Annotated in this window: 21 protein-coding genes and 1 pseudogene; 14 read left to right on the top strand and 8 right to left on the bottom strand. The window is 73.3% G+C overall.

Annotated features, from left to right (window positions below; translation table 11 throughout):
* Positions 1-95: 95 nt before the first annotated feature.
* Positions 96-488, bottom strand: a complete 393-nt coding sequence (locus ACFC1T_RS30560) for a ribonuclease (protein WP_375893679.1) — start codon at positions 486-488, stop codon at positions 96-98.
* 291 nt (positions 489-779) lie between these two features.
* Between ACFC1T_RS30560 and ACFC1T_RS30555 the strand changes: the two genes are divergently transcribed.
* Together ACFC1T_RS30555 and ACFC1T_RS30550 are read left to right on the top strand one after the other, a co-directional pair.
* Positions 780-2,360 carry a carboxyl transferase domain-containing protein gene (locus ACFC1T_RS30555; RefSeq protein WP_375893678.1) on the top strand — a complete coding sequence of 527 codons (1,581 nt, stop codon included), beginning with the start codon at positions 780-782 and terminating at the stop codon, positions 2,358-2,360.
* A 552-nt stretch (positions 2,361-2,912) separates the two neighbouring features.
* Positions 2,913-3,287: a transglycosylase SLT domain-containing protein gene (locus ACFC1T_RS30550; protein WP_375893676.1), complete on the top strand. Its 375-nt coding sequence runs from the start codon at positions 2,913-2,915 to the stop codon at positions 3,285-3,287.
* Positions 3,288-3,500: 213 nt separating this feature from the next.
* On the opposite strand, the gene ACFC1T_RS30545 is transcribed toward ACFC1T_RS30550, so the two are convergent.
* Positions 3,501-3,959, bottom strand: coding sequence for an HD domain-containing protein (locus tag ACFC1T_RS30545; RefSeq protein ID WP_375893675.1), 459 nt, complete (start codon positions 3,957-3,959; stop codon positions 3,501-3,503).
* A 232-nt stretch (positions 3,960-4,191) separates the two neighbouring features.
* Between ACFC1T_RS30545 and ACFC1T_RS30540 the strand changes: the two genes are divergently transcribed.
* On the top strand, positions 4,192-5,118 hold the full coding sequence (locus ACFC1T_RS30540) for an AEC family transporter (protein ID WP_375893673.1): 927 nt from the start codon (positions 4,192-4,194) through the stop codon (positions 5,116-5,118).
* Here ACFC1T_RS30540 and ACFC1T_RS30535 read toward each other — a convergent pair.
* Positions 5,115-5,567: a MarR family winged helix-turn-helix transcriptional regulator gene (locus tag ACFC1T_RS30535; RefSeq protein WP_375893684.1), complete on the bottom strand. Its 453-nt coding sequence runs from the start codon at positions 5,565-5,567 to the stop codon at positions 5,115-5,117. The two genes, ACFC1T_RS30540 and ACFC1T_RS30535, sit on opposite strands and share 4 nt — an antisense overlap.
* A gap of 165 nt (positions 5,568-5,732) precedes the next feature.
* On the opposite strand from ACFC1T_RS30535, the gene ACFC1T_RS30530 reads away from it, so the two are divergent.
* Complete coding sequence (locus ACFC1T_RS30530) at positions 5,733-6,593, top strand: alpha/beta fold hydrolase (RefSeq protein WP_375893671.1); 861 nt, start codon at positions 5,733-5,735, stop codon at positions 6,591-6,593.
* A gap of 491 nt (positions 6,594-7,084) precedes the next feature.
* Here the strand turns inward: ACFC1T_RS30530 and ACFC1T_RS30525 are convergent, their stop codons facing one another.
* Positions 7,085-7,816, bottom strand: a complete 732-nt coding sequence (locus ACFC1T_RS30525) for a hypothetical protein (RefSeq protein WP_375893669.1) — start codon at positions 7,814-7,816, stop codon at positions 7,085-7,087.
* A gap of 252 nt (positions 7,817-8,068) precedes the next feature.
* Here ACFC1T_RS30525 and ACFC1T_RS30520 point away from each other — a divergent pair.
* The 3 genes and pseudogenes from ACFC1T_RS30520 to ACFC1T_RS30510 form a co-directional block, all read left to right on the top strand.
* Positions 8,069-8,653: pseudogene (locus ACFC1T_RS30520) on the top strand (SMI1/KNR4 family protein); the annotation flags it as partial.
* Positions 8,654-8,971: 318 nt separating this feature from the next.
* A complete protein-coding gene (locus ACFC1T_RS30515; RefSeq protein ID WP_375893667.1) occupies positions 8,972-9,289 on the top strand; it encodes a hypothetical protein in 318 nt (105 codons plus the stop codon).
* 367 nt (positions 9,290-9,656) lie between these two features.
* Positions 9,657-10,889, top strand: a complete 1,233-nt coding sequence (locus tag ACFC1T_RS30510; protein WP_375893666.1) for a DNA sulfur modification protein DndB — start codon at positions 9,657-9,659, stop codon at positions 10,887-10,889.
* Between the two features lie 111 nt (positions 10,890-11,000).
* Here ACFC1T_RS30510 and ACFC1T_RS30505 read toward each other — a convergent pair whose 3' ends face one another.
* Positions 11,001-11,717: a hypothetical protein gene (locus ACFC1T_RS30505; RefSeq protein WP_375893664.1), complete on the bottom strand. Its 717-nt coding sequence runs from the start codon at positions 11,715-11,717 to the stop codon at positions 11,001-11,003.
* Between the two features lie 377 nt (positions 11,718-12,094).
* Between ACFC1T_RS30505 and ACFC1T_RS30500 the strand changes: the two genes are divergently transcribed.
* A complete protein-coding gene (locus tag ACFC1T_RS30500) occupies positions 12,095-12,562 on the top strand; it encodes a hypothetical protein (protein ID WP_375893662.1) in 468 nt (155 codons plus the stop codon).
* Between the two features lie 201 nt (positions 12,563-12,763).
* Here the strand turns inward: ACFC1T_RS30500 and ACFC1T_RS30495 are convergent, their stop codons facing one another.
* Complete coding sequence (locus ACFC1T_RS30495) at positions 12,764-13,027, bottom strand: dsRBD fold-containing protein (RefSeq protein ID WP_375893661.1); 264 nt, start codon at positions 13,025-13,027, stop codon at positions 12,764-12,766.
* Between the two features lie 283 nt (positions 13,028-13,310).
* On the opposite strand from ACFC1T_RS30495, the gene ACFC1T_RS30490 reads away from it, so the two are divergent.
* The 4 genes from ACFC1T_RS30490 (at position 13,311) to ACFC1T_RS30475 (ending at position 18,009) form a co-directional block, all read left to right on the top strand.
* Positions 13,311-14,294, top strand: coding sequence for a DMT family transporter (locus ACFC1T_RS30490; protein WP_375893660.1), 984 nt, complete (start codon positions 13,311-13,313; stop codon positions 14,292-14,294).
* Between the two features lie 8 nt (positions 14,295-14,302).
* Complete coding sequence (locus tag ACFC1T_RS30485) at positions 14,303-15,106, top strand: DUF6629 family protein (protein WP_375893658.1); 804 nt, start codon at positions 14,303-14,305, stop codon at positions 15,104-15,106.
* A 296-nt stretch (positions 15,107-15,402) separates the two neighbouring features.
* Complete coding sequence (locus tag ACFC1T_RS30480; protein WP_375893657.1) at positions 15,403-16,101, top strand: hypothetical protein; 699 nt, start codon at positions 15,403-15,405, stop codon at positions 16,099-16,101.
* A 90-nt stretch (positions 16,102-16,191) separates the two neighbouring features.
* Entirely contained in the window at positions 16,192-18,009 is a 1,818-nt protein-coding gene (locus ACFC1T_RS30475; RefSeq protein WP_375893655.1) for a helix-hairpin-helix domain-containing protein, read from the top strand.
* A gap of 75 nt (positions 18,010-18,084) precedes the next feature.
* Here the strand turns inward: ACFC1T_RS30475 and ACFC1T_RS30470 are convergent, their stop codons facing one another.
* Positions 18,085-18,975 (bottom strand): carbohydrate kinase family protein, encoded by an 891-nt coding sequence (locus ACFC1T_RS30470; protein ID WP_375893653.1) that lies wholly within the window; start codon positions 18,973-18,975, stop codon positions 18,085-18,087.
* Between the two features lie 3 nt (positions 18,976-18,978).
* Positions 18,979-19,977 (bottom strand): pseudouridine-5'-phosphate glycosidase, encoded by a 999-nt coding sequence (locus tag ACFC1T_RS30465; RefSeq protein ID WP_375893652.1) that lies wholly within the window; start codon positions 19,975-19,977, stop codon positions 18,979-18,981.
* 138 nt (positions 19,978-20,115) lie between these two features.
* Here ACFC1T_RS30465 and ACFC1T_RS30460 point away from each other — a divergent pair, with 138 nt between their 5' ends.
* Positions 20,116-21,018, top strand: a complete 903-nt coding sequence (locus ACFC1T_RS30460; protein WP_375893650.1) for a LysR substrate-binding domain-containing protein — start codon at positions 20,116-20,118, stop codon at positions 21,016-21,018.
* Positions 21,019-21,177: 159 nt separating this feature from the next.
* Positions 21,178-22,860: a peptide-N4-asparagine amidase gene (locus ACFC1T_RS30455; protein ID WP_375893648.1), complete on the top strand. Its 1,683-nt coding sequence runs from the start codon at positions 21,178-21,180 to the stop codon at positions 22,858-22,860.
* Positions 22,861-23,094 lie beyond the last annotated feature (234 nt).

Below are 23,094 nucleotides of genomic sequence, written 5' to 3'. Positions count from 1 at the left end.
GGGCCGGGCGGATCCTTCCGCCGGGCCACCGTCGTACCGGGACTCAGCCGCACGTCGACTCAGCCGTACCGGGACTCGATCAACAGATCAGCAGGTCAGCAGGTCTGGTCGATCAGCGAGAACGTGGCGTAGTGGTCACCGGTGTAGTAGTCCTCCTGGGAGGACTCGCCCGTGATGATCCGGCGGGCACCGCGGGTCGGGGCGCCCGGGGTGATGACGGTGTACTCGTGGTAGTACCCGTACGACTGGCTCGGCAGCACGCCCTCTCTGTTCTGGAAGACCACGCCGTCCTGCGAGTACGGGAACGGCCCGTCGGAGGCGATCAGGTTCAGGGTGTCGGTGGCCTGCGACGGCAGCGCGGACAGGCACACCGTGCCGCTCACGTCGGCGTGCGCCTCGGTGGCGACGGCGACGGGGGCGAGGGTCATCAGGGCGACGGCGGTGATGGCGGCAGCGCGGGTCTTCCACGCGCGTAGAGTGCGGGTCATGTCCATCAGTGTGGCGGGCCACCGACAACTCCGGAAGGCTTGAATCAACTTTTTACCGACGGGTAACTCGCTTGTCCCATCTGCGACTTCACCCGTACGCCGGCCGCCGGAGCCGGCCCGCCGAAGCCGTCCACGAACGGTCCGCACCACCCTTGGGTCGACCGCCGTCGAACTTCCGCCCGCCCCCGCTGTCGGGCTCCTCACACCTTCACAGCACTCCCACAGCGCCGCGCCCGCGCCGCATAGAGTGACGGACCGTGCCGGACCGGAACGATCACTGACGGGGTGGACATGGACACGGGCGCAGGGACGAGCACGGGCGACGGCGGGCGGACCGCCAGGGCCACCGCGCTGACCGCCCACCAGCTGATCGGCCTGCTGGTCGACCCGGGCGGCTTCCACAGCTGGGACGAACCCCCGCCCTTCCCCACCGCCGACCCCGACTACCGCGCCTCGCTCGACCGGGCCCGCGCCCGCACCGGCCTGGACGAGGCCGTGCTCACCGGCCGTGGCCTGATCGACGGCCGGCCGGTCGCCCTGGTCGCCTCCGAGTTCGGCTTCCTCGGCGGCTCGATCGGCGTCGCCACCGCCGAACGGATCACCCGGGCCGTCGAGCGCGCCACCGCCGAACGCCTCCCGCTGATCGCCCTGCCGGTCTCCGGCGGCACCAGGATGCAGGAGGGCTCGGCGGCCTTCCTCTGCATGCTCCGCATCACCGCCGCCGTCCAGGCCCACCGCGCGGCCGGCCTCCCCTACCTCAGCTACCTGCGCAACCCGACCATGGGCGGGGTCTTCGCCTCCTGGGGCACCCTCGGCCAGCTGGTCCTCGCCGAGCCGGGCGCCCGCCTCGGCTTCCTCGGCCCCCGGGTGTACGAGGAACTGCGCGGCGTGCAGCTGCCGCCGGACGTCCAGCGGGCCGAGACCCTGGCCGGGCAGGGGCTGGTGGACGCCGTGGTCCCGCCGCGGGAACTGCGCGAACTGCTGCGCCGCACGCTCGCCGTCCTCGGGACCGTCCCTCCTCCTTATAAGGGCGCCCCTCACCAGGACGCCCCGCTCCTCGCTACGGAGCCTCCCACCGCCACACCCCCCGACGCCTGGGACTCCGTCCGCCGCACCCGCCGCGCCGACCGCCCCGGCACCCGCGAGCTGCTGCGCCGCACCGCCGAGGAACTGGTCCTGCTCGACGCCCCCGGCGGCCACGACGGCGCCCTGGTCCGCGCCCTCGCCGTACTCGGCGGCCACCCCGTCCTGGTCGTCGGCCAGCAACGGCAGGGCGACGACCGGCAGCGGCAGGACGGCGACCACGAGCGCCCCTTCACCGCCGCCGACCTGCGAGCAGTCCGGCGCAGCGCCCGACTGGCCGAGCAGCTGGGCCTGCCGCTGGTCACCGTGGTGGACACGGCAGGCGCCGAACTGTCGGCCCGGGCCGAGCGGGAGGGCATCGCGGTCGAGATCGCGCACTGCCTGACCACCCTGCTGGCACTGCGCACGCCCGTCCTCGCCGTCCTGCTCGGCCAGGGGTCCGGCGGCGGGGCGCTGGCGCTGCTCCCGGCCGACCGGGTGCTGGCCGCCGGGCACGCCTGGCTGGCACCGCTGCCGCCGGAGGGCGCCTCGGCGATCGTGCACCGGGACGGCGCGCACGCCGCCGAGCTGGCCCGGGCGCAGGGCATCGGCGCCGGGCAGCTGGCGGCGGTCGGCCTGGTGGACGAGGTGGTCCCCGAGCTGCCGGACGCCGCCGAGGAGCCGGCAGCCTTCTGCGAGCGGCTGGGCGCGACGGTCGCGCGGGCGCTCGGCGAGCTGTCGGCCGCCGGCGAGGCGGACCGGCTCGCCGCCCGGGCGCTCCGGCACCGCCGTCTCGGCGACCTTCGGTGATCCCCGGCGGCCTTTGACGGCCTTCGGTGACCTCCGATCAGGGGACGGTCACGCATCGTGGCCGATTCCTGTGGCGCCGGGCACAGATCGTCAGTACCCAAAGTGCTGCGACCGGACCGTCCGGTGACGGCCGCGCCGCCCAAACGGTGAGTGCGCTCACAGCCGAAAAGCGGCTACGACGGCGGGTAGTGGTGGCCGGGAGCCCCTCGCCGCACCCCCGGACCTCCCGTCGGCCGACCGTCGGCCGACCGCCGTCCGCCCGGCTCGGCCCCGGTCCGAGCACCCCGCCCGAGCGGCCCTTCGAATCCACGGCCACCCTCGTGCCTACGACGGTGCGTCGTAACGAGGGGGTCTTGGCGGCGGCCGATCCCGTCTGGCAACAATGGCTCTCGTCGTCAGCCGCACCGGTTCCTGTCCCACCGGTCGACGGCTTACCGCCGAGTCGCGCCCCACAACCGCAACGGCCCCTGTCCGGCCCGTGGTCCTGGGTGGGGCGCGACTCGGCCCAACCTGATTGAGGTCCTGTTCTACATGCCCACTTTCAAGCTCCGTATGCGCACTTCCGCCGCGATTCTCGCCGGCACCGCTGGTCTCACCGCCCTGGGCGCGGGCGTCCTGCCCGCCACCGCGAACGCCGCGACCGCCTCCCCGCAGGCCATCGCCGCCCAGATCGTCCCGGCGAACCAGCTGGCCTCGTTCAGCCAGATCATCTCCCACGAGTCCGGCTGGAACGTGACGGCGACCAACCCGAGCTCGGGCTCGTACGGCCTCGGCCAGGCGCTGCCGGCCTCCAAGATGGCCTCCGCCGGTGCGGACTGGAAGACCAACCCGGCCACCCAGATCAAGTGGGCGCTGGACTACATGAACACCCGCTACGGCAGCCCGAACGCCGCCTGGAACTTCTGGCAGGCCAACCACTGGTACTAAGCCGACCGACCACCGGCGTACCGACGTGACACCCGTCTCCTGACCACTCCCCCTCACCCCGGGGGTCGGACAGGGACCACCGGGGTGACCCGGGAGGGCCCGGGCCCGCGCGATCCGCGTGGCCCGGGCCCTCCCGTGCGTTCCCTCCCGTGCGTTCCCGCCCCTGCGGGTCCGCCTCTGCGGGTCCGTCCGCGCCCGTGCCGCTCCGCGCCCTCAGAGCTCCCCGGGGAGCCCCAGCAGCTCCCGCATCCGCGCGTACTTGGCGGCCAACCGCTCGGCGGTCGCCCCGTCCAGCACGGCCAGCCGCGCCGGGTCCGAGTTGTGCGCCAGGTCAGCCCGCTTGACCAGCAGCGCGCCCGGCGTGGCCAGGATCCGCGCGGTGTACGCCTCCACCGGTTCCCCGGGCCGCCGGGTGAGCGCGTCCACGATCGCCTTGGTCGCCTCCGGCAGCGCGGCCCCCGCCAGCCACTCCCGGCTCAGCCGGTCGTCCTCGACGGTGTCGTGCAGCCAGCCCGCCGCGATCTGCGCCTCGCTGCCGCCGCGCGCCGCCGTCCCGCCCGCGACCGCCGCGATGTGCTCGGCGTACGGGTGCCCGTTCTTGTCCACCTGCCCCTCGTGGGCCCGACGGGCGACGGCCTCCACCTCGGACAGGCTCAGGTACTGGTCCTCCACCCGCTCATCGTAGGCCCGCCCCGCGACGCCCTCGCAGCCCCGGCCACCGGCCCGGATCCCACCCCGGTCACCGGTCCGGATCCCACCCCAGGACCCGGGCCCCCTTGATCAACACCCGGACGGCCACTGGTTTACTGCCACGGGGGGTTCTCGGCGGCACCGGTGTTCCGGGGCCCTCCGGCGGGCGATCCCCGCCGCACCCGGCAGACCCGTCCGAGCGATCCGAGGAACCATGCCAGACCTCCACCCGCTGCTGTCCGCCTTCGCCCCGATCTGGGCCCTCACCGCGGTCGGCTACGTCGTCGCCCGCGCCGGGCTGCTCGGACCGCAGGCGGAGCTGGTGCTGACCCGCTTCGTCTTCCACGTCGCGATGCCGGCCGCGCTCTTCCTGATGATCTCCCGCACCCCGCTGGGGCACTTCGCCAACCCGTCGATGCTCGCCTTCGTGGCCGGCACCGCCGTCTCCACCGGCCTCGGACTGCTCGTCGGGTGGCGGCTGTTCGGCCGCAAGCGCGGCGAACTGGCGATCGGCGCGATGGCCTCCGGCTACGTCAACTCCGCCAACCTCGGCATCCCGGTGACCATGCAGGTCGTCGGCGACGCCTCCTTCGTCGGCCCGGTGGTCCTCTTCCAGATCCTGGTGGTCACCCCGGCCGTCCTGGCCGTCCTGGACAGCGGCGCGGCCGGCCGCCGCGCCCTGGTCACCCTGCCGCTGCGCAACCCGATCCTGATCGCCACCGCCCTCGGCGCCGTCGCCTCGGCCACCGGGTTCCAACTGCCCGCCGAACTCCACCACTCCGCCGACCTGCTCGGCGGTGCCGGCGTGCCGACCGCCCTGGTCGCCCTCGGCATGTCGCTGCACAACCGCCCGGCAGCCGACGGCCGTTCGCGCCGCGCCGAGGTCGGCCTGACCGTCGCGATCAAGACCCTGGTCCAGCCGCTCGTCGCCCTGCTGGTGGCCGGCCCGGTGCTCCACCTGCCCACCCACCAGCTGCTCACCGTGGTGCTGTTCTCCGCCCTGCCGACCGCGCAGAACATCTACACCTACGCCCGCGAGTACGGACAGGGCACCGACCTCGCCCGGGACACCGTGCTCTGGTCGACCCTGGTGTCGATGGCGACCCTCTCGGTGATCGCCTGGACCCTGGGCCCCGCCTAGGGCGCGCCCCGAGGGTCGTCCTGCCGGGCGGCGGCCACCACGGAGGTCATCGCCTCCAGGAAGCGGCGGGCCGTCGCCAGCTCCGCCGGGTCGAACCGGCCCATCGCCGCGACCAGGTCGCCGATCAGCCCGCCGAAGAAGCCCTCGCCGAGCTCCATCGCCCGCTCCTCCACCACCAGCCGCACCCGGCGCCGGTCCTGCGGGTCGCGCTCGCGCCGGATCAGCCCGAGCCGCTCCAGCCGGTCCACCAGGCCGGTGGTCCCGGCCGAGTTCAGCCGGAGCGCCTCACCGAGCCGCCCCGGGGTGACCACCTGCCCGGCCCGGGCCGCGTCCAGCAGGTGGATCAGCGCCCGCAGATCGGTCGGGTGCAGGCCGCTGCGGGCCGCGAACTCGGCCCCGAACAGGTCGAGTTCGACCGTCAGACCGCGCAGCAGGTGGACCAGCCGCATCGGCTCCTCGCGTTCGGACACCCTCTCGTCCTTCCTCGGGCACTCCCGTGCCATTATTCTCTCGTTCAGCGAGATACTTGTCCAACGAGTGATTCTACGGGCGGGCGATCACCCGCCCGCCCGCACGCACGCACGCGATCACACCACACCCGCGGAGGCCCCACCATGTCCGCCCGCACCGCGCCCTTCCTCGCCGCCTACGACGAGCTCCTCGCCCGCTGGCCCGTACCGGTCGAACCCCTCACCGTCCGGACCGTCCACGGCACCACCCGCGTCAACGCCTGCGGCCCCGCCGACGGCCGCCCCCTCGTCCTCCTCCACGGCGGCGGCGCCACCTCCGCCATGTGGTTCGCCAACGCCGGCACCTGGGCCGCGGCCGGCCACCGCGTCCTCGCCGTCGACCTGATCGGCGACCCCGGGCGCAGCGTCCACGACGGCGCCCCGCTACGCGACGTCCCCGGCCTGCTCGGCTGGCTGGACGCCGTACTCGACGGGCTGGGCGTCCACGAGGCCGACCTCTGCGGCCACTCCTACGGCGCCTGGACCGCCCTCCAGTACACGCTGCACGCCCCCGCCCGGGTCGGGCGCCTCGTCCTCCTCGACCCCACCCAGTGCTTCACCGGCTTCCGCCCCGGCTACCTCCTGCGCGCCCTGCCCCTCTTCCTCCCGCACCGCACCCCGGACCGCGCCCGCTCCTACCTCGACTGGGAATCCGGCCCCGGCCCCGCCGTCGACCCCGACTGGCGCGAGCTGTACGCCCTCGGCTACGCCGACTTCCCCACCTCCCCTGTCGTCACCGGCCCCCGCCCCACCCCCGCCCGGCTCCGCACCCTCACCACCCCGGTGCTGGCCCTCTACGCCGCCCACACCCGCACCCACGACCCCCACCGCACCGCCGAAGCCACCCGCCGCGCGCTCCCCCACGCCACCGTCACCACCGTCCCCGCCACCTCCCACCACACCCTCCCCACCGCCGGCGCCCCCCAGGTCAACCCCCACGTCCTGACCTTCCTCACCCGCCCCTGACCCCCCAGCCCTGACGCCCCAGCCCAGGGAGAGCCCTCCGCGCCACGCCGTGGAAAACATGAGAGGACCCGGGAGCGTAGCCAGCTCCCGGGCCCCTGTGTGCCGCCCAATTGCGCACACCGGCACGTTTAAGGGTCGCGGATCAGCTTGAAATCGACGCGTTCTACCTTTGAACTACCGTGCCACGGAGCGGCACAGACAGGACTTGAACCTGCATTCGTCGATATTCGTCCGCACCCGGTCGATCCGGTGTTCGGCGGCGAATGCTGAGACTTGAGCGAGAGTCTGAGATTCACGGGGCCTGCCTCTGCCTGGCTTGGGCTACCCCGGCCGGTGGTGCCGGGGGGAGGATTCGAACCTCCACTGTGACCCCTGGTCAGCTTCAACGTCAGTGTCAGCTTTCGCACCGTGCAGCGCACCCGCCCGGTCTCCCAGGACGGTTCGGCGCGCTCGGTGCACCCGCCCGGCTCCCCGGGCGGGCGATCGTGAGGCTACCGGAACAGGTAGCCGAAGACGGCGTCGCCCACCCGCCGGTCGGTGACCTCGACGGCGTTGGCCTCCTCGCGGGCGAACTTGACCGCCTGCTGGAGCTTCTCCACCCGCTCGGCGAGCTCGTTCACCCGGCGGGCCGGCAGCGCGCCCGAGAACTTGACCGTGGTCCAGTAGCCGACCGCGATGTCCTCGTAGTACACCTCGACCTGGGCCGGGTGCTTCTCGGTGGCCTCGGCCTTGACGTGGTTGCGCGGCACCTTCTTGGTCCGGATGGTGCGCACCGGCTCGGTCTTCCAGGAGTCGGTGGACGGGTCGAGGTTCCAGGACTCGGAGGCGTCCAGCACCGGGAGCTTCTTCACGAAGGTGGACAGGTCGGTGAGCTGCTTCTCCAGGAAGAGCAGGTACGGCACCGGCACCTGGGTGAGGAGCACCTGTCCGTCCACCACCACGTCCGCGCTGGCACCGATGTTCGCCCAGTCCTTGGTGGCCGTCACGTCGAAGAGCCGGGTGAGGGTGTTCGCGGTGGACCGCAGGATGTCCTCGGCCTTCAGCTGCACCCGGGTCGACTCCGGCGGCAGCTGCTCGCCCTCCTCGTCCTTGGGCTGGTAGGTCCGGGAGATCCCGGCCAGCAACGCGGGCTTCTGCAGGTCCTGGTGGGCCTGCGTCAGCTCCTGGAAGGACTTGGACTTGACGCCCTTTTCAACGGCGATGATCTGGTTCAGCTTTGCCACGCCCGGGACGCTACCAGCCCCGAACCGACCGATGACACCCAATTATCGACCGGACACCCGGCCCGCGGACCCTGGGCCGCAGCGGCAGCCGGAGGCCCGGCTTCCACGCACCAGCACCCCCACGAAGCCGCCGGCCGACAGAACCCCTCATCGGTCTCGCCCGACGAAGCGTTGAACGACAGGCCAAGGCCGGCTGCCCTTCGCCGGGCTTCCTGTGACCCACCAGTCCGTCTGGCGTTCCTGGCCGTCAACATGTCGGTGGGCCCTGACAACATCACGGTCATGACCGACATCGATGGCCTCGTACAGCGCGTCGCCGCCCGGGCTGCGTCCGACGGCACGGACCTTCCCGCACCCGTCGGCGATGCCCGGATCGCCGAGGCCGAGGCGCGACTGGGCTTCTCGCTGCATCCCCTCCTCGTTCGCCTGTACCGCGACGTCGCCGACGGCGGCTTCGGTCCCGAATACCGGCTACTGCCGTTGCTCGGCCCGGGTTCCAGCGTCGTTGGCGAGTACCTGACGCGGCGCGAGGCGTCCGTCGGAGCGGAGCACCCCCAGTGGCCCGAAGGCGTTGTACCGATCCTGACCTGGGGGTGCGCCATGTACGCGGGCGTTGATTGTCTCAGTGGGGACGGTCAGGTCCTGCTCTTCGAGCCGAACCCGTACAGCGGCGGATCGTGGGATGAGTGCTGGTTCCTCGACTCCACCAGCCTCTCAGCGTGGCTGGAGACATGGCTCGCCGGGACGGGCTGGTTCGAGGAGGAGGTGCTCGAAGGCGACGACCTGGTCGAGCCGCGTCCATGGGACCAGGCCGCAAGTCGGCTGCGCTCCTGGGCCGATAGGCCACCTGAACCGGGTTCTGCCGCAGGTGACAGTGTCAGCAGGTCATCGATGCAGCTGTGCTGCCAGGGGCGCCTGGCAGCAAAGAGAGGGGAGTAGGTAGGGACGGGCGGGCCGGTTGCGACGTGCGGCACCGGGCTGCCAACCGCCCCGGATGAATCCGTTGGCACCGAGAGCTTCCGAATGACAAGACTGCACCGGTGAACACCCCGCCGCCGCTGCCCGGCCAGGGCCATCGCCCTGGTGCGTGCCGTCTTCGATGCCGTCTCCCTGCTTCTCCGCCCACCATCCACGGCAGAAGCGGCAGCCGTTGACATGCGCCGGGCACAGCCTGAGGACCGACTCGCCCGGCTGTGGGAGGAGCACCGGTGCGCCCTGTACCCCGACGGCTTCCGCGGCGTGGACATCGAGGGCGTGGAGCTGATCCTCCTGGACGCCGATGTCGCCGGCCTCGTCCGGCAAGAGTTGGACGGTGGGCTCGACGACAGTGGCATCGCCGTGCTCTGGGCGTGCATCGCCGGCCTCGACAAGGTCGTGCCCCTGATCAACTCGGAGTACTGCGCCTCCTACTTCGCGAGACTTCGGACGCTGGCCAAGCTCGCAGCAGCACGCCACCTCCCCACCGCGACCTGACCGGTGGAGTCGTAACCACAATCTCCCACGACCCTCGTCAGGTTCGGGCCCGGCCGCGTTCGATGCTGCTCCCCCCTGCGCGCCTGACGGTCGTGCCGGCGTCGTAGCGGGGTGGCGGACTGCCCGTTGCCTCTGCGCCCTCGCCGCACCCGTGGGGGCGGTGCGTTCCGCGGACGCCCGCCCGGCGGGGAACTGCGGCCCGCAGCTGCCTCATCGAGGGGATCCTTCCCACCGCAGTAGCTCCTCCCTCACCTGCATGCTGCGTCATCGAGTAGATCCTCCACCTCAGTTGACCGTTGGTATGCCATCGGATACCTTCCCCTGACATGACGCAGCGTCAAAGCAGTGCGCTGCAAAGGGAGAGAGTGTGTCCATAGCCACGTTCCCGAAGCCGGTCACCACCGGCTTCCCGATCAAGCTCCTGGTCGTCCGCGAAGGGGTCATGGCCAACGCGGTCATCGACGGGGAGAACCTGCTCCACCTCGTCAACGACCCGGCGAAGGTCGAGGAGGACGCCAAGCGCGCCGCAAAGGCCGGCTACGAGGTCGACCCCTACGCCCGCATGCGCGCCGAGGTGCAGCGGCCCATCGGCACTGCGGCCAGCAAGAAGGCGAAGAACGTCGGCGAGTACGCGGACTACATCGCGGCCGGCCTGCGGGGGGACTTCGACAGCGCCTGGTCGGTTCCGCAGATCACCCTCTGGTCCCCGCGTCCTCTGGCGCCGGACGAGAACGGCGTCTGGCACCTGCCGATCCGTGACGGCCTGATCGCCCTCGACGCCGAGACCCAGGTCACGGCGCTGCACCGGATCAGGAAGAACCAGGCGGCGTACGGCTTGGAGGACTTCGACTTCGGCGAGATGAAGCTCTCCGTCGAGATCTTCCACGGGATCGGCGTCATGGCCGCCCGGCAGATCTTCCACGACCGCAACCTCAAGGGCGTTCCGGTCGACAAGTCCCTGGCCATGTCGATGGACGGCCGCGACTTCGGCACCACGGTGACGCGCAAGCTGATGGAGTCGCTCAAGGTGCCGGCCGGCGAGACCGCGGTCCCGCTGTCCGGCCTGATCCTCACCGGCAAGCGCCAGGTGTCGGACAAGGCTCCCGAGTGGATGACGATGTCCGTCCTGCGGACCCTCATCTCCACGGCCATGCTCGGCAAGGCCGGCATCCATGCCGCCTCGACGGGCATCGAGTACGAGGACATCCCCGCCGACGGGAACAACGACCGCCCCGACCAGGCCGTCGTCCAGCGCGAGATCATGGAGACGGTCGGCACCTTCCTGGCGGAGAACGCCGAGCTCTTCCACGCCAAGACCGCCATCACCGCACCAGCGGTCGTGGCAGGACTCGGCGCGACCATGAACCGCACCATGTCCTGGTCCGCCGACCCGTTGCCCGAGGGCGTCACGCTCGACGCCCTCCTGACGGACGTCCAGTGGGACCGTGAGGCGAAGTACTGGGGCGGCGTCGCGGCCAAGGTCACCGACAAGGGCGCGGTCAGCTGGGCCGGCGGGGCCCGCGACTCCGGCCACAAGGTGTACGACGCGCTGAACTACCCGGAGACCGACACCGGCATGCAGATCCGCGGCCGCTTCTAGCCCGCGGGTGAGGGCGGCTCCTCCCCGGCAGCAGTGGGGAGGAGCCGCCGGCCGACTGCAGTCGTGGCGGGGGCCGCGGCGGATCGGGCTGCGGCAGGGCGGGCCCGTCGGCTACATCAGGTCGCTGACGACCGGGTGGTGCGTGGAGACGGGGCAGTCGAAGACGCGCATGGTCTCCCGCCCCCCGAGGACGACGTCGGTCGGCCTCTGGTTCCGGCGCTGCTCGCTGGGAGCGCCTTCGAGGTGACCGAGGGGCGCCCAGCTCCGGGTGCCCCCGTCCCACTCGTCGGTCGCGATCGCCGCGACGAAGCGCATCGCGCTGTCGCAGGCGCCGCACCGCAGCGGTCCGTGGTAGCCCTGGTAGTTCCACGGTTCGTGGCCTCCGAGCTTCCAGCCCGGGGCCGTCGAGAGGTCCCAGGAGTAGCGGGGGTCGTACTCCTCGGGGTCGGCGGGGTCGCCGAAGGTCGCCGTCTCCCACTCCTCGACCCGGTCCTCGAACTCCTCGCCCAGGAGGCCCGGGTGCGGGTACTCGGTCACCGGCTCCGGCCGCAGCAGGCACGGGGTGGGCAGGTAGCCGGGCTCGCCGACGGCCACCGGCTCCGGCGGCGTCAGGAAGCGCTCCCCCAGGTCGCCCGTACGGCGGTAGCGGACCCGGACCCACGGGCCGGCGACTCCGTTGCGGGGGGCCGTCGGGTCGTCGTAGACGTGCTGGAACGGGCACCACCGGATCTGGAGGACGTCCGTACCCTCCGGGAAGCCGTCGTACCCCGGCACGCGCCACTGCGGCCGCTGGACGTCACCTCGGTCTTCCCCGAGCTCGCCGCCCACGCGAGGACGGCGGTCCGGCTGCACCCCGTACCGGCGGTTCCGGGCCCGGGCGACAGCTCCGTGGGAGGGGCGCCGGCCTGGCCTGCGGACGAGGCATGGCCGAGGCGACGGCCCTCATCGCCGTCCTCGACGGTTCGCCGCACGGTCGGCGCGGGCGACGGGAGACCCGTCGGACAGCTCTGGTCTCCGGGGCTGTCGGGCAGACGTTTCCTTGATCACGCACGGCATCGTACGGAGGACCGGGCGCCGGTGACAGGGGGGGTCCTCAGCCGTCCTCCCTACACCGGTGGGGCCCAGCGTTCGCGCTGCGCATCGAGCCGATGCCGGGATCCGGGCCTCCTGGTGGCGCGGCTGACGGCTATGGGCAGAATGTCCGGATGGACCAGCTGACCACTCTGACCTGGCAGTACGTCGCGGGCCGCGTCGAGCCTGCGGAGCTGCCGATGGCCGCCGCCCACCTGCTCGTCGCCGGTTTCGACTCCCCTGCCCTGCGGGACCTGGCCGGCCGGGCCCCGAACGACGACACCGCCGAAGTCTTCCGCGAGGCGTTGGCGGAGCTCGGCAAGGCCCTGCCGGACGAGCGGACGGCCGACCGCTGCCTGATCCACCACCTGGCAGGCCTGCTGGCGGCTGGGGAGCTCGCACCGGCCACGGTGGCGGGAGAGGTCTGGTTCCTCGCCATGAGGGGGGACACCGAGGCGGAGGAGGCGTTCATCGACGCCATCGGGCCCGAGTACCTGATGGACTTCCGCGTGGAAGGCCCGACCGAGCAGTACCGCGCCTGGGTGGAGGGGGTCCGCTCTGCCGCCGAACGGCTGTGCCGCACCGAGGCGCCGATCCGGTAGCCCGGGGAGGGCACCCCGACGCCCAGTGGCCGGCCCGTCATCCAAGTCCCGCTCCCCACACGCTACTTGGCGATGGCGATCAGCCGCCCCGGTGGGCACGGGCATGGGGACACGGCCCCGACGGCCGGCTCGGACCTGACCGGCCGGGACGACGTTCCGCAACCGCCCGGGCGGCCCGTGCCGGGTTCGGCGTACGCGGGTTCAGTAGATGAGGTAGCCCGGGCGGTGTCCCTCGTCGTCGATCTCCCCGGCGGCCTGGGCCCGCAGCTTGCGGGACAGTTCCTCCAGGGCCCGGGAGGCCGCGACCTCCTCGCCGATCCTGGCGAGCGGGCGGTCCTCCGCGCTCTTCTCGGCCTCGCCGTGCGCGCTCAGGCCCGGCGCCCGCGCGCCCGTCAACCTGGCGTCGCACACCGTGTGCACGCCGTCTTCGTCGAAGCTGAGCTCCACGTCCCACTGGTTGTGCATGCCACACCTCCTGGCGCAGGCCCCCGTCGCGCCGGTCCCGGCCGACCCGGGCGGTGGGCCCGTGGCGGCCGCTCACACCAGCGTGCGCCCGCCCCGCCGGTGGCGGCAAGCGCGGGCCCGTGGCGGCAAGCGCGGGCCCGTGGCCACGGGCGGTGCCCGGCGCCGCGCTCGCTCGGCCCGGCCGCCGCCCCGGCGGTACGCTGACACAAGCGCGCCGCGATCGCCGTCCCTCCCCCGGAACCGCCGGCGCGGCGCGGGGCAGCGACAACCTGGTGGTCCCTCCGTGGCGGTCTTCCTCCTCGCTCTGAGCGCGGCCTGCTGTCTGGGACTCGGCTTCGTCCTCCAGCAGCACGCGGCGCAGCGGGCCCCCCGTGCCGACATGCTGCACTGGCGCCTGCTGCTGGACCTGATGCGGATGCCGGAGTGGCTGCTCGGCACCGGGTTCATGGTCAGCGGCCTGCTGCTGTCCGCGCTCGCGCTCAACCAGGGCGAGGTGTCCCTGGTCGAGCCGCTGCTGGCGACCAACCTGATCTTCGCCATGGCGCTGTCCCGGGTGCTGACCCGTCAGACCCTCGGCCGCTCCGGCTGGGCCGGGGTGCTGCTGCTCGGCCTGGGGGTGACGGCGTTCATCGTGGCCGGGCGGCCCACCGGCGGCGGCCCGCCCGCCGGGGAGCTGCGCCACTGGCTGGTGGTCGGCACGGTGGTCGGGCTGACCCTGCTGCTGGTCACCCTCGCCCGACGGCTACCGCTGTTCGAGGAGGCCACCCTGCTGGCCCTCGCCGCCGGACTCCTCTACGGCCTCCAGGACGCGCTCACCCGCACCACCACCCAACGCCTCGACCACGACGGGCTGGCGGTGGTGCTGCGCACCTGGCAGCCGTACGCGGTGGTGGTGGCGGGCGTGGTCGGGCTGCTGCTGGTGCAGAGCGCCTTCGAGGCCGCCCCGCTGCGGATGTCCCTCCCCGCGCTGACCGCCGCCCAGCCGCTGTCCGGGATCGCCTGCGCGGTCGGCTTCCTCGGCGACCGGCTACGGGTGACCCCGGGCGCACTGGCCTGGCAGGCGGCCGGGCTGGTCGCGATCGTGATCGGGGTGATCGTGATCGGACGGCACCCCGCGATGCCCGGCAGCGTCCGCGAGACCCTGGAGTCCATCGGCGCGCCACCCGAGGACCGACCCGGCAGCGCCGAGAGCGACACCAGCGACACCAATGCCGCCCCCGACCCCGCCCCCGCCCCCGCCCCCGACCCCGACCGCAGAGCCGAGTAGGCCCACCGATGTGCTGGAGCGCCCAGGCCGACGCCGTGGCCGGCACGGTGGTCGCGGGCGTCGGCGTGGCCTGCCTGGTACGCGCCCGACGGTCCGGGCGACCGCAGCGCCTGCCGCTCGCCGCGCTCCCGCTGGTGCTCGGCGTGCACCAGCTCGTCGAATCCCTGGTCTGGCTCGGCACGGACGGCGAGCTGCCCGCCGGCCCCGCCGGGGCGGCCCGCACCGCCTGGGCGGTGATCGCCCTGCCGCTGCTGCCCGCCCTGGTGCCGGCCGGGGTGTGGTGCGCGGCCCGCGAACCCGGTCACCCCGCCACCCCCGCCCGTCGCCGGCTGCTCGCCCTCCTCGCCCTGCTCGGTGCAGCGGTGGCGGTACCGCTCGCGGTCGCCGTCGCCACCCACCCGGTGACAGCCACCCGGCACGGCCACACCCTCGGCTACGGAACCGGCGTCCCGCACCCCGCCCTGCCGCTCACCGGCTACCTCCTCACCACCGTCGGCTCCCTCCTCCTCAGCGCCGACCACCTGCTCCGCCGCCTCGGCCTCCTCACGGCAGCGGGCGCCCTCGCCTGCGCCCTGCTCTGGAGGTTCGCCTTCATCTCCACCTGGTGCGCCCTCGCCGCCCTCGCCAGCCTGCTCCTCCTCCACTGGTCCGGACACCCACCCGCACCACCCCTCCCCCTCCACCCACCACCCCCACCACCCGCCCCAGGCGAGAGGGACGCGCTGCGGGAGGGGGCGGTGGAGGGGGTGGGTGCGGAAGGGGGCGTTGCGGGTGATTTTCAGACCGCCCACGGTCTCGACCCCCCTCGATGAGGGTCGGCGGTCGGAAAATCATCCAGCCCCCGGAGCTGCCACCCCCGGAACCGCCCCCGGCGTCACCCACCCTCCCGAGAGCCCACCCCCGAACCAAAGCCCCGCGCAGCGGCCCCCGCCACTCGGCGCCCCCGCCACCCCCCGCTCGGCGGGGTCCCCGCAGCCGTTCGCGTCCCGGAGCCGGATTGTCACCCGGGCGGAGTAGGCGCAGGCTGGCAGGAGGGCCAGGGAAGCGGCCCGCCCCGGTCGGCCGCGGAACAGATGACGGCCGTCGGTCAGGCACGAGGGGCAGGGCAATGGCACGCGGGAAGCTCTGGGGCTACGTCGCGTCGGGGGCCCGGGCGCTCGGCGCGCTCGGCGGCGCGAACGGCGCGGGCGGCGCCGAACGCAAGGGCGGCGGGGGCACTGCGGAGGGGCTCGGCCCGTATCCGCCGATCTCGATGGCCGGCCCCCGGCCGCTGTCCCGTACGGAGCTGGACCGGCTGAGCTGGACCGGCCGCCAGGCCGGGTGCGAGCCCCAGGCGCGGCACGTGCAGGTCTCCGAGGTGGTCCGCCGGGTGGTGCGCGGCGGCGGCCGGGCGGCGGCGGTCACGCTGCGGCTGGCACCGGGCCTGCCGGTGGTGGCCGGGGACGCCCGCCGGATGGAGGCCGCGATCGCCGGGCTGCTGGACCACGCGATCCGGCGCAGCCCGTTGGGCGGCCGGGTGCTGGTCCGCGCGGACGTCAAGCGCTCGGGCCCGTCGGCACCGCGCACCGCAACCGGCCACGGCGTGACCGGGCACGGCCGGGAGCGAGTGGAGATACGAATATCCGACCGCGGCTCGTACGAGCCGCCCGAGGCCCGCGAGTGGCTGCTGGCGGGCGTGCGGAGCACCGGACCGGTGGGACCGGCGTTGCACAGCTTGGTGCTGGCGGCCGGCGGCCGGCTCGCGGTGGAGCCGACCCCCGGTGGCGGCATGACCGTCGTGCTGCTCCTCGGGGTCGCCTACGACTGAGACGCCCCCGGCCACCGCCCCGACGCCCCCCGACCGCCCCCGGGCGCCCACCGCACGGCGAACGGCACGCTCCGAACCTAGACTTGCCCCATGCCCCGGCTCAACGACCAGGTCAGGGAGCTGCTCCAGGAGTACGCCGACCTGATCAACATCACCGGCGGGGACGCCTTCCGGGCCCGCGCCTACGAGAAGGCCGCCCGGGCCGTCGGCGGCCACCCCGAGGACCTGGCCGGTCTGGACGTCAAGGGGCTCCAGCAGATCCCCGGCGTCGGCAGGTCCACCGCCGAGAAGATCGCCGAGTACCTCGCCGGCGGGAGGATCTCCGCACTGGAGGCTCTGCGCGCCGAGATCCCGTCCGGCGTACGGGAGATGATGGCCGTCCCCAGCGTCGGCCCCAAGCGCGCCCTCTCCCTCTACCGGGACCTCGGGATCGGCTCGGTGGACGAACTCGCCGACGCGATCCGCGCCGACCGGCTGTCCGGCGTGGCGGGCTTCGGCGAGCGCAGCGGCGAGAAGATCCTGCACGGCATCGAGCTGATGCGGCAGTCCGGCGGCCGGACCCTGCTCGACGCCGCCACCGAGCTGGCCGAGCAGCTGGTCGAGGCCCTGTCCGCCGTTCCCGGCTGCACCCGCTGCGCGTACGCGGGTTCGCTGCGCCGGATGCGCGAGACGGTGGGCGACATCGACGTGCTGGCGACCGCCGCCGACTCGGCCCCGCTGATGGCCGCGCTCACCGAACTCCCGTACGTGGCCGAGGTGATCGGCAGCGGGCCGACCAAGACCTCGGTCCGCACCACCGGGGGGATCCAGGTGGACCTGCGGGTCGTGCCCGAGGAGGACTGGGGCGCCGCGCTGGTCTACTTCACCGGGTCGAAGGCGCACAACATCAAGCTGCGCACGAGGGCGGTGCGGGCCGGCCTCAAGCTCTCCGAGTACGGGCTGTTCGAGACCGCCGGCGACACCGGCAAGGGCCCGGAGAACGGAAAGGGCCCGGGGAACGGAAAGGGCCCGGGGAGCGGAAAGGCTCCGAGGAAGAAGGACGAGGGCGCCAAGGTGGTGTCCGCGACCGAGGAGGAGGTGTACGCGGCGCTCGGGCTGCCCTGGATCCCGCCGCCGCTGCGCGAGGACCGGGGCGAGATCGAGGCCGCGCTGAACGGTAAACTCCCGGAGCTGATCCAGGAGTCGGACCTGCGCGGCGACCTCCACACCCACACCGACCTGACCGACGGCCTGGCCACCCTCACCGAGATGGTCGACACGGCGGCGGCCCGCGGCTACTCCTACTACGCCGTCACCGACCACGCGCCGGACCTGGTGATGCAGCGGATGACGGACGAGAAGATGCTGGCCCAGCGCGAGGAGCTGCGCCGACTCGCCGACCGTCACAAGAAGTTGCGCCTGCTGCACGGCACCGAGCTGAACATCGGCCCGGACGGCGGGGTGGACTGGCCGCCCGAGTTCCTGGCCGGCTTCGACGTCTGCGTGGCCTCCGTCCACTCGCACTTCACCCTGGACCGCGCCGCCCAGACCCGCCGGCTGGTCCGGGCCTGCGAGAACCCGTACGTCCACGTCATCGGCCACCTCACCACCCGGCGGATCGGCCGGCGCGGGCCGATCGACGTCGACCTGGACGCGGTGTTCGCGGCCGCCGCCCGCACCGGCACCGCGATCGAGATCAACAGCTCGCCGCAGCGGCTCGACCTGCGGGACGAGGACGTGCTGCGGGCCAAGCGGCACGGTGTGCGCTTCGCGGTCGACAGCGACGCCCACGCCACCGGCCAGCTCGGCTACCCGCGCTTCGGCATCGGCACGGCGCAGCGCGGGTGGCTCACCGTCGACGACGTGGTCAACGCCTGGACGTGGCAACGGTTGAAGCAGTTCCTCCGCAAGGACGCACTACGGAAGTAGTACCCCGCACTACGTCCGTAGTTGCCGAGCCCGCAGTGCCCCGCCCTCCTACCCCCGCCCTCACACCCCCCGCCCTCACACCCCCCGGTCGATTCCCCCGGTCGAAGCCCCCGGCGAGGCCAGCACCCGCGCGGCGCTGCGGTGCCCGAGCCCGGCCGCCAGGTGGAGGTCCCCGGTGTCCAGGAACCCGGCCAGGAAGCCCGCCGCGAAGGCGTCCCCGGCCCCGGTGAGGTCCCGCACCTCGGCGACCGGCGGCACCGGCACGGTGAACAGCCCGTCCCCCGGCACGTCCACGGTGGTCGGCTCGGCACCCGCCTTGGTGACCACCGTCGAGGCCGCCAGCCGGGCCCGCTCCGGCCCGGGCAGGCCGTCCACCAGCAGCCCGAGGTAGGCGGACTCGGAGCGGTTGGCGAACACGAAGGTGGGCGCCAACTCGGCCAGCAGGGCCAGGAAGCGCTCCCGCCCGTACTGCTCCAGCATCCCGGTGGAGGAGGCGTCCACCGAGGTGGTGCCGCCCGCCTCCCGGACCCGGTCGAGCGCGTCGACCGCCGTGCGGCCGACCGGCTCGCCGTCGAAGGAGTAGGCGGGCACGTGCAGGTGGGTCAGTCCGCCCAACCAGTCGTCCGGGACGCGTTCCAGCAGCTTGGCGGCGCCGCGGTCGGGCAGCATGGTCCGTTCGCCGTCGCGGTCGATCAGCACCACGATGCTGCCGGTCCGACCGTGCCGCTGCACCCGGACGTCCACGTCGTGGCCGCCGAGTTCGGCCACGATGCCGTCTCCGATGGCGTCCGCGCCGACGCAGCCGAGGAAGCGGGCCGGGTACTGTCCGGCGGCGAAGCAGGCGACGTTGGCCGCGCTGCCGCCGCGCCGCCGGAAGACCTGGGCGCCGGAGTCGGTTCCGTGGCGCAGCGGCCCGTCGACCCAGACCACGATGTCCTCGACGAGGTCGCCGAGCACCCCGAGCACGGGTCAGGCCCCGGCGGTCGCGGCGGCGGACCCGTCGGCCCGGTCGGCCCCACCGGCCCCACCCCCCAGGGCCGCCAGGGCCGCCAGCGCCACCGCGATCTCCCCACCCAGGCGCACGTTGCCGCGGTAGACCTCGACGTTGACCTCCAGGCTGCGCCCGCCGGTGTCGCGCTGGATGTGGTCGAGCAGGAACGGGGTGGAGGCGTTGCCGGTGATGCCCCGGCGCTCGGCCTCGGCCCAGGCGCGGGCCACGATGCCGTCCAGTTCCTCCGGCGGCAGCTGCTTGGCCGGGTCGACCGGGTTGGCGATCAGCACGGCCTGCGGCAGGTCGAGCCGGTCGCGGGCGTCGATCACCGCGGCCGCCTCCGCCGCGGACTGCACGGCGAAGTTGATCTCGTGGCCGGAGTCGGTGACGTAGAAGCCGGGGTACTTGGTGGTGCGGTAGCCGATGACCGGGATGTTGAGGGTCTCGAAGCGCTCCAGGGTGGCCCGGATGTCGAGGATGGACTTCACCCCGGCGCTGATCACGGTGACCGGGGTGGCGGCCAGGGTGGTCATGTCGGCGGACTCGTCGAAGCTCTCGGCGGCACCGAAGTGGACGCCGCCGAGGCCGCCGGTGGAGAAGACCCGCACGCCCGCGCGGTGGGCGAGGAAGGCGGTGGCGGCGACGGTGGTGCCGCCGTGCCGGCCGAGCGCGGCGACCACCGGCAGGTCGCGCAGGCTGACCTTGTCCAGGCCGTCGGTGGCGGCGAGTTCGGTGATCTGCTCGGTGCTCAGGCCGACGGTGGGGACGCCCGCGTGCACGCCGATGGTGGCGGGGACGACGCCCGCCGCCCGCAGCTGCTGCTCGGCCTCCAGCGCGACCGCCAGGTTGCGGGGTCGCGGCAGGCCGTGGGTGAAGATCGTCGACTCCAGGGCGACCACGGGCCGGCCGTCGGCGACGGCCCGGGCGACCTCCTCGGAGATCTGGATGGCGGGGGTGCTTGCGGGCTGTCCGGTCATGGCGGGAGCTTCCTGTGAGATGCCACTGCGGTGGGGCAACGTGACGCTCAGCGTATGGACGGTTCGGATCGGAAACCAGAATGAGTCCTGGGGTTTCCGATAGCCGGTCAGCTATTGGTTCGCACTAGGATGACCCGCATGGGCTTCACCTTGCGGCAGCTGGAGGTCTTCCTGACCGTCGCCGAGACGCTGCACTTCGGCCGGGCCGCCGAGCGGCTGCACATCTCGCAGCCGACGGTCAGCCAGGAGGTCGCCCGACTGGAGCGGACGGTCGGGGTCGAGCTGTTCGACCGCAGCCGCCGCTCGGTCGCGCTGACCGAGGCGGGCGAGGTGATGGCGACCGAGAGCGCGAGACTCCTGGAGCAGGCCGGCGCGATGCTGGCCCGGGTCCGGCTGCACGAGGAGTCCCGGCTGGGGACAGCCCGGATCGTCGCCTCCCCGAGCGTGGCGAACCGGCTGCTGCCCGCCGTGGTCAGCCGGGCCGAACAGGAGCTGCCCGCGCTCGACACCGCCGAACTCGCCGTCGACACCGGCCAGGTCTCCGCCACCCTGGCCGGCGAACTCGCCGACATCGGCCTCGGCCGCTTCCTGGAGGACGTCCCCGGCTACCGGCTGGAGCGGATCGCCGACGAGCCGGTCCGGGTCGCCCTCGGCCGGGACCACCCGCTGGCCGCCCGGACGACCCTGCGACTGGCCGAACTGCGCGACCTGCCCCTGCTGTTGTGGCCGCGCGAGCAGCACCCCCGGTACTACGACCACGTGCTCGGCCTGTGCGCGGAGCACGGCGTCGACCCGCCGGTGCTGGTCAGCCCGCCGCGGATCGTCGGCTCCCGGCTCTACCTGCTCGCCCGCAACCGCGCCTTCTCCCTGGTGCCCGGCTCGATGACCGGCCACCTCACCGAGAACGTGGCCACCGTACGGCTGGACGGCCGGGCCACCCTGCCGCTGGAGATGCAGTGGCGCACGGACGACCGCCGCCCCCCGCTGGCGACGCTGCGCAACCTGATCCGCCAGGAGGCCGCGGCCCTGGAGGAGTGGTAGCGGCAACGGCCCGCCCCCGCTCCGGGAGGGCGGACCGACGCCCCGCCGGAGGGCCCGAAAAGCAACTCTTGACGGTCACATGCCAGCGCCGGAAGGATGCCCGGATCAACCACCCGGCCCGTCGCGCGCCGACGGGCCGCCCGACCCCGGGGACCCACCTTGGCCCTGTTCCCCCGGCGCTCCCCGCGCCGCCCGCTGCGCCGCCTCGCCGGACTGCTCGGCGCCACCGTCCTCACCCTCGCCGGCACCCTGACCGCCGCCGCCCCGGCCCACGCCGACTTCGGCAGCGACTACCACGACCCGGTCACCGCGACCAAGCCGCTCACCCGCCCCGACACCCGCTCCTGCACCGTCGAGGTGATGCACGACCGGGAGTTCCGCTACGGCTACGGCAACCCGCCCGACACCCCGTACACCGCCACCCTCACCCCGCCCGCCGACTGCGCCGGCCCCTGGTCCGCCGTGGTCCTCGACCTCCACGGGCAGGTCGCCGGGCGGCAGTTCGACCGGATGTTCAGCGTCCGCGTCGGCGGTGTCGAGGTCCTGCTGTCCTCCACCCCGGAGCCGTCCCCGGACGGCATCCAATGGAACGTCGAACGCGATCTCACCCGCTACGCCCCGCTGTTCGCGGCCGGACCGCAGCCGTTCTCGCTCGACCTCGCCAACGTCACCGACGCCACCTACACCGGCGTCTACAAGGTCTCGGTCGGCCTGACCTTCTACACCGCGAACGACCGCTGGCCCGCCGCCCACGGCGCCGACCAGGTGCTCACCACCGGCGCGTTCTCGCTCACCCAGGCCGCTCCGGGCACCGCCAAGGACCTCACCTTCCCGCAGAACCTGCAACGGCTGACCGCCGAGGTGTACGCGCGGGGCGGCGGCGCCTGCGAGGAGTTCGCCTACGCCTCCGCGCCGGACGCCTTCGTCGCCGCGAACCCGTCGATCGGCGCCTGCGGCAAGGGCCCGTTCCGCGAACTGAGGCTGACCGTGGACGGCCGGGTGGCCGGCGCCGTCTGGCCGTACCCGGTGATCTACACCGGTGGTTGGGACCCGCTGCTGTGGCGGCCGGTCCCCGGCATCTTCGCCTTCGACCTGCCCGCCTACCGGCTCGACCTCACCCCGTACGTCGGTCTGCTGCTCGACGGGCGCCCGCACAGCGTCGGCATCGCGGTGAACGCCTCCGAGGCGCAGAGCAACGACGTCTGGACCGGCCAGGTCAACCTGTTCGCCGAGGTCGACCACGACACCGCCCGCACCTCCGGGCAGCTCACCGACTACCGGGTCGCCCCCGAGGCCGCCGTCACCACCCGGCTCACCGACCACGGCGGCGGCAGCGGCGACTGGACCGTCACCGCCGCCCGGCACGACCTGGCCCGCGGCTGGGTGCAGACCTCGCACGGCCGGATCACCACCGAGGTCCGCGACGACCTCGCGTTCAGCTCCGCCCAGCAACTGCGCGACAGCGGCAACGACGTGACGCTGCACAACGGCACCGACCTCACCCGCACCACCGCCACCTGGGGCGGCGGACCGCACCGCACCACCACCGTGCACGAGGGCGAACCGCTGGACGTCACCTACAAGGTGACCCACGACGCGGCCGGGAACACCGACCAGAACACCGCGATGGACCTCGGCTACCACCGCGAGGCCACCACCGCGACCGGCGGCCACGTCACCGGGCGCAGCACCGTGGACCACACCCTGCGGCCCACCGCGACCCGCCACGACGGCGACCGCACCGTCCGGACCGGCAGCAGCACCGAGGACTACCGCAGCACCGGGCCGGACGGGCCGTACCACCGGACGCTGAGCTTCGTCGACGGGTGGCCGAAGCCCTGAGGCACTCCCCCCGGGGCCCCCGGGGGCCCGACTTGCGAAATTAGCCCGATTTCGGACCGTTCACCCCTGGTGCACGGCTCGTAGGAAGCGCATGATGGGAGGTGGACCTGCGAGGTAGCTGAAGGAAGTTCGACCGCAGGAGGCAGTGGCGACAGGTCGAGACGGATCAGGGTCTGCCGCTGGTACTACCTCGGTCGACGATCGAACTACCGGCCGGAGGACGGGATGTCCGGA

The organism is Kitasatospora sp. NPDC056076 (assembly GCF_042266305.1).
In the GTDB taxonomy this organism is placed as follows: domain Bacteria; phylum Actinomycetota; class Actinomycetes; order Streptomycetales; family Streptomycetaceae; genus Kitasatospora.
Note: the sequence above shows the minus strand (reverse complement) of the source record. Positions and strands in the feature narration are given on the sequence as shown.